The sequence below is a fragment of the Streptomyces sp. col6 genome, assembly GCF_008042035.1.
Taxonomy (GTDB): domain Bacteria; phylum Actinomycetota; class Actinomycetes; order Streptomycetales; family Streptomycetaceae; genus Streptomyces.
This window is the reverse complement of sequence record NZ_RDBL01000029.1, coordinates 75,068-83,534: the sequence shown is the minus strand read 5'-3', so window position 1 is coordinate 83,534 and position 8,467 is coordinate 75,068. Positions and strand designations below refer to the sequence as shown.

Below are 8,467 nucleotides of genomic sequence, written 5' to 3'. Positions count from 1 at the left end.
GGATTCTCGGCGATCGCCATGCAGACGCGGGCGACCCCGGGGGTGTAGATCATCGAGAGGTCGTCACGGTTGCGGATGGGGTGCTTGGACGCCATCTCGATCTTGCCGCGAGGCGAGCATGGCGGGCCGGTGTCGTGAACTGAAGAGGAGGCCCGCGTCACCCCCTGGTGGCGCGGGCCTCTTCGCGTTCCCGGACGGCCGGCGGGGTTCCGCTGCGCCCCTCTCTCTCGTATGGTGGAAAAAAGTTTCCGCGCTGCGACAGTCATTAACGACTACTCGTCGGTAGGTGCGAATATCGGAAGGCGTGTCCGCTGCGGGGCCTGCTCGGCTTCGGACACGCGTAGCAATGAAGCTAGGGCCGGCCGCCACCCCCCGCGTGACGGCCGGCCCCAAGGAAAGCGAAGGACTCGGCCATGGCAACGGCGCCCAGCGTCTCGTACTCGATGACGGTCAGGCTGGAGGTGCCCGCGAGCGGCACCGCGGTCTCCCAGCTCACCACGGCCGTGGAGTCCTCCGGCGGTTCGGTCACCGGCCTCGACGTGACCGCTTCCGGCCACGAGAAGCTGCGGATCGACGTCACGATCGCCGCCTCCTCCACCGCGCACGCCGACGAGATCGTCGAGGGGCTGCGCGGCATCGACGGCGTCGTGCTCGGCAAGGTCTCCGACCGTACGTTCCTCATGCACCTCGGCGGCAAGATCGAGATGGCGTCCAAGCACCCCATCCGCAACCGTGACGACCTCTCGATGATCTACACCCCCGGGGTCGCCCGCGTCTGCATGGCGATCGCCGAGAATCCCGAGGACGCCCGCCGCCTCACCATCAAGCGCAACTCCGTCGCAGTCGTGACGGACGGCTCCGCGGTGCTCGGCCTCGGCAACATCGGCCCCAAGGCCGCGCTGCCCGTCATGGAGGGCAAGGCGGCCCTCTTCAAGCGCTTCGCCGGCATCGACGCCTGGCCGATCTGCCTGGACACCCAGGACACCGACGCCATCGTCGAGATCGTCAAGGCCATCGCCCCCGGCTTCGCCGGGATCAACCTGGAGGACATCTCGGCGCCGCGCTGCTTCGAGATCGAGGCCCGGCTGCGCGAGGCCCTGGACATCCCCGTCTTCCACGACGACCAGCACGGCACGGCCATCGTCGTCCTCGCCTCGCTGACCAACGCGCTGCGCGTGGTGGGCAAGGCCATCGGGGACGTACGGGTCGTCATGTCCGGCGCCGGCGCGGCCGGTACGGCCATCCTGAAGCTCCTCATCGCCGCCGGCGTCAAGCACGCCGTCGTCGCCGACATCCACGGTGTCGTGCACTCCGGCCGCGAGGACCTGCGCTCGGCCGACCCGGACTCGCCGCTGTGCTGGATCGCGGACAACACCAACCCGGAGAACATCACCGGCACCCTCAAGGAGGCCGTGGCCGGCGCCGACGTCTTCATCGGCGTCTCCGCCCCCAACGTGCTCGACGGGGACGACGTGGCGGCCATGGCGGAGGGCGCGATCGTGTTCGCGCTCGCGAATCCGGACCCCGAGGTGGACCCGGCGATCGCCCGCCGCACCGCCGCGGTCGTCGCCACCGGACGCTCGGACTTCCCGAACCAGATCAACAACGTGCTGGTCTTCCCGGGTGTCTTCCGCGGCCTGCTCGACGCCCAGTCGCGCACCGTCAACACGGAGATGATGCTCGCCGCCGCCCGCGCCCTGGCCGACGTGGTCGCCGAGGACGAGGTGAACGCGAACTACATCATCCCGTCGGTCTTCAACGACAAGGTCGCCGGGGCCGTCGCCGGGGCCGTCCGGGACGCCGCGCGCGCCGCCGGGGCCGCTGTGACGGGTCCCACGTCCGCCTGACGTACGGCGCGTCGCGGGTCGCGGCGCCCCAAACGCCCCTTTAGGGTGGGCGGGCGACGCGTCCCGCGGAGCCCCGCACCCGCTGCGGACCGCTCCGGGGGAGTCGACGGGACGTCACCACGACGAGGCAGTGGTGCCTTTCGTGCGGCTCCGGGAGGGTGCCGGATTGGCTTTACCGCCGCAGGTGGGGGCAGGATGCTTCCTCAAGGACTACGTCCAGGGGAGACCCCACAGGGCGCGAGGTCTACCGGACCCTCTCAAGGGCAGACCCGGGTACGGGCACTGTCCGAGGGTCCTGGCAGCATCGGCTTCGATCTCACGCCTCACAGGCAAGAAGAACACGGGAGTAACAACATGAACCGCAGTGAGCTGGTGGCCGCCCTGGCCGACCGTGCCGAGGTGACCCGCAAGGACGCCGACGCCGTGCTGGCCGCTCTCGCCGAGACCGTCGGTGAGATCGTCGCCAAGGGCGACGAGAAGGTCACCATTCCCGGTTTCCTGACCTTCGAGCGCACCCACCGTGCCGCTCGCACCGCTCGTAACCCGCAGACCGGCGACCCGATCAACATCCCGGCCGGCTACAGCGTGAAGGTCTCCGCGGGCTCCAAGCTCAAGGAAGCCGCCAAGGGCAAGTAAGACCCCTGGGCACGACGAAGGGCGGTCACCCGACCAGGGTGGCCGCCCTTCGGCATTCGGCCCGCCAGGGGCCCTCTGCGGGCCGTGTGGCGGTCTCCGGAGCGTCCCGGAACCCCAGGGGGCCCGGGACGCCGCCGGTCAGACCAGGGAGCCGCCCGGCAGCTCCACCTTCGCGCCGAGCTTCTCCAGCTTGTCCATGAAGTTCTCGTAGCCCCGGTTGATCAGGTCGATGCCGTGCACCCGGGAGGTGCCCTGGGCCGCGAGCGCGGCGATCAGGTACGAGAAGCCGCCGCGCAGGTCCGGAATGACCAGGTCGGCGCCCTGGAGCTTCGTCGGGCCGGAGACGACCGCGGAGTGCAGGAAGTTGCGCTGGCCGAAGCGGCAGTCCGAGCCGCCCAGGCACTCGCGGTACAGCTGGATGTGCGCGCCCATCTGGTTGAGCGCGGAGGTGAAGCCGAGCCGGGACTCGTACACCGTCTCGTGGACGATGGAGAGGCCCGCGGCCTGCGTCAGCGCGACCACCAGCGGCTGCTGCCAGTCCGTCTGGAAGCCGGGGTGCACGTCCGTCTCCAGCGCGATGGCGTTGAGCGCGCCGCCCGGGTGCCAGAAGCGGATGCCCTCGTCGTCGATCTCGAACGCGCCGCCGACCTTGCGGTAGGTGTTCAGGAACGTCATCATCGAGCGCTGCTGGGCGCCCCGGACGTAGATGTTGCCCTCGGTGGCCAGCGCGGCGGACGCCCAGGAGGCGGCCTCCAGGCGGTCCGGGAGGGCCCGGTGGGTGTAACCGTCGAGGCGGTCGACACCGGTGATCCGGATGGTCCGGTCGGTGTCCATCGAGATGATCGCGCCCATTTTCTGCAGGACGCAGATCAGGTCCTCGATCTCCGGCTCCACGGCCGCGTTGGACAGCTCCGTGACGCCCTCGGCGAGCACCGCGGTCAGCAGCACCTGCTCGGTGGAGCCCACCGACGGGTACGGCAGCCGGATCTTGGTGCCGCGCAGCCGCTGCGGGGCCTCCAGGTACTGCCCGTCCGCCCGCTTCTCGATCGTCGCGCCGAACTGGCGCAGCACGTCGAAGTGGAAGTCGATCGGCCGGCCGCCGATGTCGCAGCCGCCGAGGCCGGGGATGAAGGCGTGGCCCAGCCGGTGCAGCAGCGGGCCGCAGAACAGGATCGGGATGCGCGAGGAGCCGGCGTGGGCATCGATGTCGGCGACGTTGGCGCTCTCGACGTGGGTGGGGTCGAGGACCAGCTCGCCCGGTTCGTCACCGGGACGGACCGTCACACCGTGCAGCTGGAGCAGCCCGCGCACGACCCGCACGTCACGGATGTCGGGCACGTTGCGCAGCCGGCTGGGCCCGCTGCCGAGCAGCGCGGCGACCATCGCCTTGGGCACCAGGTTCTTGGCGCCTCGGACGCGGATCTCGCCCTCCAGCGGGGTTCCGCCGTGGACAAGCAGGACATCGTCTGTGCCGGTCATGAATCTCGCGTTCCGGAGTGGTCGGGCAGGGGGCCAAACGAAAGGGTAATGGCCCCGCACCCCCCTTCCGTAAGGGAGCGGGCGGTATCCGGACGTCCTGGATCCGCGCTCGCCACGCTCCGCTGCGCGGGCCTCGCGGAGGGTCACCGCCCGGATGGGCGGCCGGGCCGTGCGCTCCTCATGCACCCGTGCGCCCTGAGCTGCGCTCGGGCACCGAGCGCGACGACCACGTCACTTGACCCCCGTGGCGGCCGAAGATGCGGGATCATTTCTGCCATGACCGAGGTGTCCTCGCTCACAGGGCGGCTGCTCGTGGCCGCACCCGCCCTGGCGGACCCGAACTTCGACCGCGCGGTGGTGCTGCTCCTCGACCACGACGAGGAGGGCTCCCTCGGCGTGGTCCTCAACCGCCCGACCCCGGTGGGCGTCGTGGACATCCTGGCGACCTGGGCCGGGCTGACCGGTGAGCCGGAGGTCGTCTTCCAGGGCGGGCCCGTCTCGCTGGACTCGGCGCTCGGTGTCGCGGTGATCCCGGGCGGCGACGGCCCCCTGGGCTGGCGGCGGGTGTACGGGGCGATCGGCCTGGTGGACCTGGAGGCGCCGCCCGAGCTGCTCGCGGCGGCCGTCGGCTCGCTGCGGATCTTCGCGGGGTACGCGGGCTGGGGCCCGGGGCAGCTGGAGCGGGAGCTGTCCGAAGGTGCCTGGTACGTCGTGGAATCGGAACCCGGGGACGTGTCCTCGCCCCGCCCGGAGGGCCTGTGGCGTGCGGTCCTGCGCCGGCAGCGCAGCGAACTGGCCATGATCGCCACGTATCCGGACGACCCTTCGCTGAACTGATGTCCCGTCTTTCAGTACGCTTGGCGGTTATGAGCACTCTTGAGCCCGAGCGCGGGGCAGGTACCGGAACCCTCGTGGAGCCGACGCCGCAGGTGTCGAACGGCGACGGCGACCACGAGCGCTACGCCCATTACGTCCAGAAGGACAAGATCATGGCGAGTGCCCTGGAGGGCACCCCCGTGGTCGCACTGTGCGGCAAGGTCTGGGTACCGGGGCGCGACCCCAAGAAGTACCCGGTCTGTCCGATGTGCAAGGAGATCTACGAGTCCATGGGCGCCGGCGGCGGCGACAAGGACAAGGGCGGCAAGGACAAGAAGTAACGGCGCCCGGTACCACCCACAGCTGAGGCCCGGGAGACCCCCGGGGCACGCGTCCGCGTGCCCCGGGGGTTTTTCGCGTGCCGTTGCACGGGCTGCTCCGCCAGGTCACAGAGTGGTGCAGACGTGGTGCAGACCACTTGTCGCCGTCCCGGACCCCACCTAATCTCCTGCCTGTTGTGCAGAACGAAACGCGCGTTGCGCATGCTGCAACGCCTACCGGTAGGGGTTCCCGGATGAAGCTTTCTGCCCGAATCGCCGCGCCGGCCGCGGCGCTCGTCCTGGCGGGCCTCACGGCCACCGCCTGCGCGCCGCAGACCTCCGACACCGGAGCCAAGGGGGACGAGAAGACCGGCACCCTGCGGGTCTGGCTGTTCCAGGAGGTCGGCAACAAGCCCAAGGAGAAGGTCGTCAACACCGCGGTCGCCGCGTTCAGGAAGGCGCACAAGGACGCGAAGGTCGAGATCGAGTACATCCCGGTCGAGACCCGCGCCCAGCGCGTCAAGGCCGCCTTCAACGACCCGAAGAGCGCCCCCGACCTCATCGAGTACGGCAACACCGACACCGCCGGATACGTGAAGGACGGCGGACTCGCCGACATCACCTCCGAGTTCGGCGCCTGGGCGGACGCCAAGGACACCGACCCGGCCGCCAAGCAGTCCGTGACGGTCGACGGCAAGGTCTACGGCGCCCCGCTCTTCGTCGGCGTACGCGCGCTCTACTACCGCACCGACGTCTTCGCGGACCTGGGCATCCAGCCGCCCAAGTCCCAGGCCGAACTGATCTCGACGGCCAGGAAGATCCACAAGAAGAAGCCGGACCTGTACGGGCTCGCGGTCGGCGGCGCCTACACCTACGGCGCGATGCCCTTCATCTGGGCCAACGGCGGCGAACTGGCCGGCCAGGACGGGTCCTCGTACAAGGCGGCCATCAACAGCGCCAAGGCCCGCAAGGGCATCGAGGCCTACACCTCGCTGTTCGGCGCCACCAACTGCCCGCCCGCCAAGTGCGCGGCCATGGGCGGCAACGCCACCGTCACCGCCTTCGCCTCCGGCAAGGCCGCCATGGCCATCGGCGGCGACTTCAGCCACACCGCCGTCGAGGACGGCAGCGTCAAGGGCAAGTACGCGGTCGTGCCGCTGCCCGGCGTCACCGAGGGGTCCATAGCCCCCGCGTTCGCGGGCGGCAACAACATCGGGGTGCTGAAGAGCAGCAAGCACCGCACCCTCGCCGTCGACCTGATGAAGGAGCTGACCGGCAAGGCCTCCCAGGCACGGATGTTCGACGCGATGGGCTTCCTGCCGACCTACACCGACGTACGGGCCGACGCGGCGAAGCGCGAGCCGTTCGTCGAACCCTTCGTCAAGACGCTCGGCGCCGGTGCCAAGTTCGTCCCCGCGTCCCCGGCCTGGGGGCAGATCGACTCCTCGCTGATCCTGCCCACGATGTTCCAGGAGATCGTCAGCGGCCGTAAGGACGTGGCGCAGGCCTCGGACGACGCCGCGAAGAAGATGGACGCGGCGTTCGCCGACGCGGGCTGACGATGACCGCGAACAGCACGGCGTACAAAGCACGCCCCACACCCGCGCCCGCGACCCGCCCGCGCCGCCGCCCGGTCTCACCGGCACGGCGGCCGGGCTGGACGCCCTGGCTCTACCTCCTGCCCGCGCTCGTCCTGCTCGGCGGGCTGCTGGTCTACCCGATCTACCAGCTCGGCCTGATCTCCTTCCTGGAGTACACCCAGGCCCAGGTGAGCGGCGGCGAACCGGCCACCTTCCAGGGGTTCGGCAACTACAGCACCCTCTTCGGCGACAGCCAGTTCTGGCAGGTGCTCGCCGCCACCGTGGTCTTCGCCGCCGCCTGCGTGCTGGCCACCCTGCTCGTCGGCTGCGCGCTCGCCGTCCTGCTGACCCGCATACGGGCCGTGCCCCGGCTCGCCCTGATGCTGGCCGCGCTCGGCGCGTGGGCGACGCCCGCGATCACCGGGTCCACGGTCTGGGTCTTCCTCTTCGACGCCGACTTCGGACCGGTCAACCGGATCCTGGGGCTCGGCGACCACTCGTGGACGTACGGGCGCTACAGCGCCTTCGCGCTGGTGCTCCTCGAAGTCCTGTGGTGCTCCTTCCCGTTCGTGATGGTGACCGTCTACGCGGGCATCCGGGCCATCCCCACCGAGGTACTGGAGGCGGCGGCGCTGGACGGCGCCTCGCAGTGGCGGATCTGGCGGTCGGTCACGGCCCCGATGCTGCGGCCGATCCTCACCGTCGTCACCATCCAGTCGGTCATCTGGGACTTCAAGGTGTTCACCCAGATCTACGTCATGACCAACGGCGGCGGGATCGCCGGGCAGAACCTGGTGCTCAACGTGTACGCGTACCAGAAGGCGTTCGCGTCCTCGCAGTACAGCCTCGGCTCGGCGATCGGCGTCGTGATGCTGCTCATCCTGCTCGCCGTCACGCTCGTCTACCTGCGCCTCGTACGGCGCCAGGGGGAGGAACTGTGAGCCTGTCCGTCCGCTCCCTCGTCCGCCGGCCCGGCCGGCTCGCCGCCGAGGCGGCCGCCCTGGTCATCGCCGCCGCCGTCGCCTTCCCGCTGTACTGGATGGTGCTCTCCGCCCTCAAGCCGTCGGGCGAGATCCAGTCCACGCACCCCAGGCCCTGGACCCTCGCGCCGTCCCTGGACTCCTTCCGGCGGGTCTTCCAGCAGCAGGACTTCGGGCGCTACTTCCTCAACAGCCTGCTCGTCGCCGGGACGGTCGTCGTCGCCTCCGCGCTCATCGCGTTCCTGGCTGCCACGGCGGTCACCCGGTTCCGGTTCCGCTTCCGCACGACGCTGCTGATCATGTTCCTGGTGGCGCAGATGGTGCCGGTCGAGGCGCTGACGATCCCGCTGTTCTTCCTGATGCGGGACTTCGGCCAGCTGAACACGCTCGGCTCGCTGATCCTGCCGCACCTGGCCTTCTCGCTGCCCTTCGCGATCTGGATGCTGCGCGGCTTCGTACGGGCCGTGCCGGAGGCCCTGGAGGAGGCCGCGTACATCGACGGGGCGAGCCGCACCCGTTTCCTGTGGCAGATCCTCTTCCCGCTGGTCCTCCCCGGCCTCGTGGCCACCAGCGTCTTCTCGTTCATCTCCACCTGGAACGACTTCCTCTTCGCGAAGTCGTTCATCATCAGCGACACCTCCCAGTCGACGCTCCCGATGGCGCTGCTGGTCTTCTTCAAACCCGACGAGAACGACTGGGGCGGGATCATGGCAGCCTCGACGGTGATGACCGTGCCCGTGCTGGTCTTCTTCGTACTCGTACAGCGACGCCTGGTCTCCGGACTCGGCGGAGCGGTTAAGGACTGACGT

Annotated in this window: 8 protein-coding genes; 7 read left to right on the top strand and 1 reads right to left on the bottom strand. The window is 69.9% G+C overall.

Going from position 1 to position 8,467, the window contains the following annotated elements; genetic code table 11:
* Nucleotides 1-413: 413 nt before the first annotated feature.
* Together EAO73_RS29630 and EAO73_RS29625 are read left to right on the top strand one after the other, a co-directional pair.
* Entirely contained in the window at nucleotides 414-1,847 is a 1,434-nt protein-coding gene (locus EAO73_RS29630; RefSeq protein ID WP_147974615.1) for an NAD-dependent malic enzyme, read from the top strand.
* Nucleotides 1,848-2,201: 354 nt separating this feature from the next.
* Nucleotides 2,202-2,483, top strand: a complete 282-nt coding sequence (locus EAO73_RS29625; protein ID WP_003968811.1) for an HU family DNA-binding protein — start codon at nucleotides 2,202-2,204, stop codon at nucleotides 2,481-2,483.
* 138 nt (nucleotides 2,484-2,621) lie between these two features.
* On the opposite strand, the gene murA is transcribed toward EAO73_RS29625, so the two are convergent.
* A complete protein-coding gene (gene murA, locus EAO73_RS29620; RefSeq protein WP_018517901.1) occupies nucleotides 2,622-3,962 on the bottom strand; it encodes a UDP-N-acetylglucosamine 1-carboxyvinyltransferase in 1,341 nt (446 codons plus the stop codon).
* Between the two features lie 276 nt (nucleotides 3,963-4,238).
* Between murA and EAO73_RS29615 the strand changes: the two genes are divergently transcribed.
* The 5 genes from EAO73_RS29615 (at nucleotide 4,239) to EAO73_RS29595 (ending at nucleotide 8,464) form a co-directional block, all read left to right on the top strand.
* Nucleotides 4,239-4,799 carry a YqgE/AlgH family protein gene (locus EAO73_RS29615; RefSeq protein WP_147974614.1) on the top strand — a complete coding sequence of 187 codons (561 nt, stop codon included), beginning with the start codon at nucleotides 4,239-4,241 and terminating at the stop codon, nucleotides 4,797-4,799.
* 29 nt (nucleotides 4,800-4,828) lie between these two features.
* Nucleotides 4,829-5,119, top strand: a complete 291-nt coding sequence (locus EAO73_RS29610; protein ID WP_026242631.1) for a DUF3039 domain-containing protein — start codon at nucleotides 4,829-4,831, stop codon at nucleotides 5,117-5,119.
* A gap of 233 nt (nucleotides 5,120-5,352) precedes the next feature.
* Nucleotides 5,353-6,657, top strand: a complete 1,305-nt coding sequence (locus EAO73_RS29605) for an extracellular solute-binding protein (protein WP_147974613.1) — start codon at nucleotides 5,353-5,355, stop codon at nucleotides 6,655-6,657.
* Nucleotides 6,658-6,659: 2 nt separating this feature from the next.
* A complete protein-coding gene (locus EAO73_RS29600; protein WP_147974612.1) occupies nucleotides 6,660-7,619 on the top strand; it encodes a carbohydrate ABC transporter permease in 960 nt (319 codons plus the stop codon).
* Nucleotides 7,616-8,464 carry a carbohydrate ABC transporter permease gene (locus tag EAO73_RS29595; RefSeq protein WP_191134280.1) on the top strand — a complete coding sequence of 283 codons (849 nt, stop codon included), beginning with the start codon at nucleotides 7,616-7,618 and terminating at the stop codon, nucleotides 8,462-8,464. The genes EAO73_RS29600 and EAO73_RS29595 overlap by 4 nt, the downstream gene beginning before the upstream one ends.
* Nucleotides 8,465-8,467 lie beyond the last annotated feature (3 nt).

Bases quoted from the DNA above. Each gene is read 5' to 3' on its own strand.
- EAO73_RS29600 (WP_147974612.1), top strand. From the start codon at position 6,660: ATGACCGCGAACAGCACGGCGTACAAAGCACGCCCCACACCCGCGCCC.
- EAO73_RS29615 (WP_147974614.1), top strand. From the start codon at position 4,239: ATGACCGAGGTGTCCTCGCTCACAGGGCGGCTGCTCGTGGCCGCACCC.
- EAO73_RS29605 (WP_147974613.1), top strand. From the start codon at position 5,353: ATGAAGCTTTCTGCCCGAATCGCCGCGCCGGCCGCGGCGCTCGTCCTG.
- EAO73_RS29625 (WP_003968811.1), top strand. From the start codon at position 2,202: ATGAACCGCAGTGAGCTGGTGGCCGCCCTGGCCGACCGTGCCGAGGTG.
- EAO73_RS29630 (WP_147974615.1), top strand. From the start codon at position 414: ATGGCAACGGCGCCCAGCGTCTCGTACTCGATGACGGTCAGGCTGGAG.
- murA (WP_018517901.1), bottom strand. From the start codon at position 3,962: ATGACCGGCACAGACGATGTCCTGCTTGTCCACGGCGGAACCCCGCTG.
- EAO73_RS29610 (WP_026242631.1), top strand. From the start codon at position 4,829: ATGAGCACTCTTGAGCCCGAGCGCGGGGCAGGTACCGGAACCCTCGTG.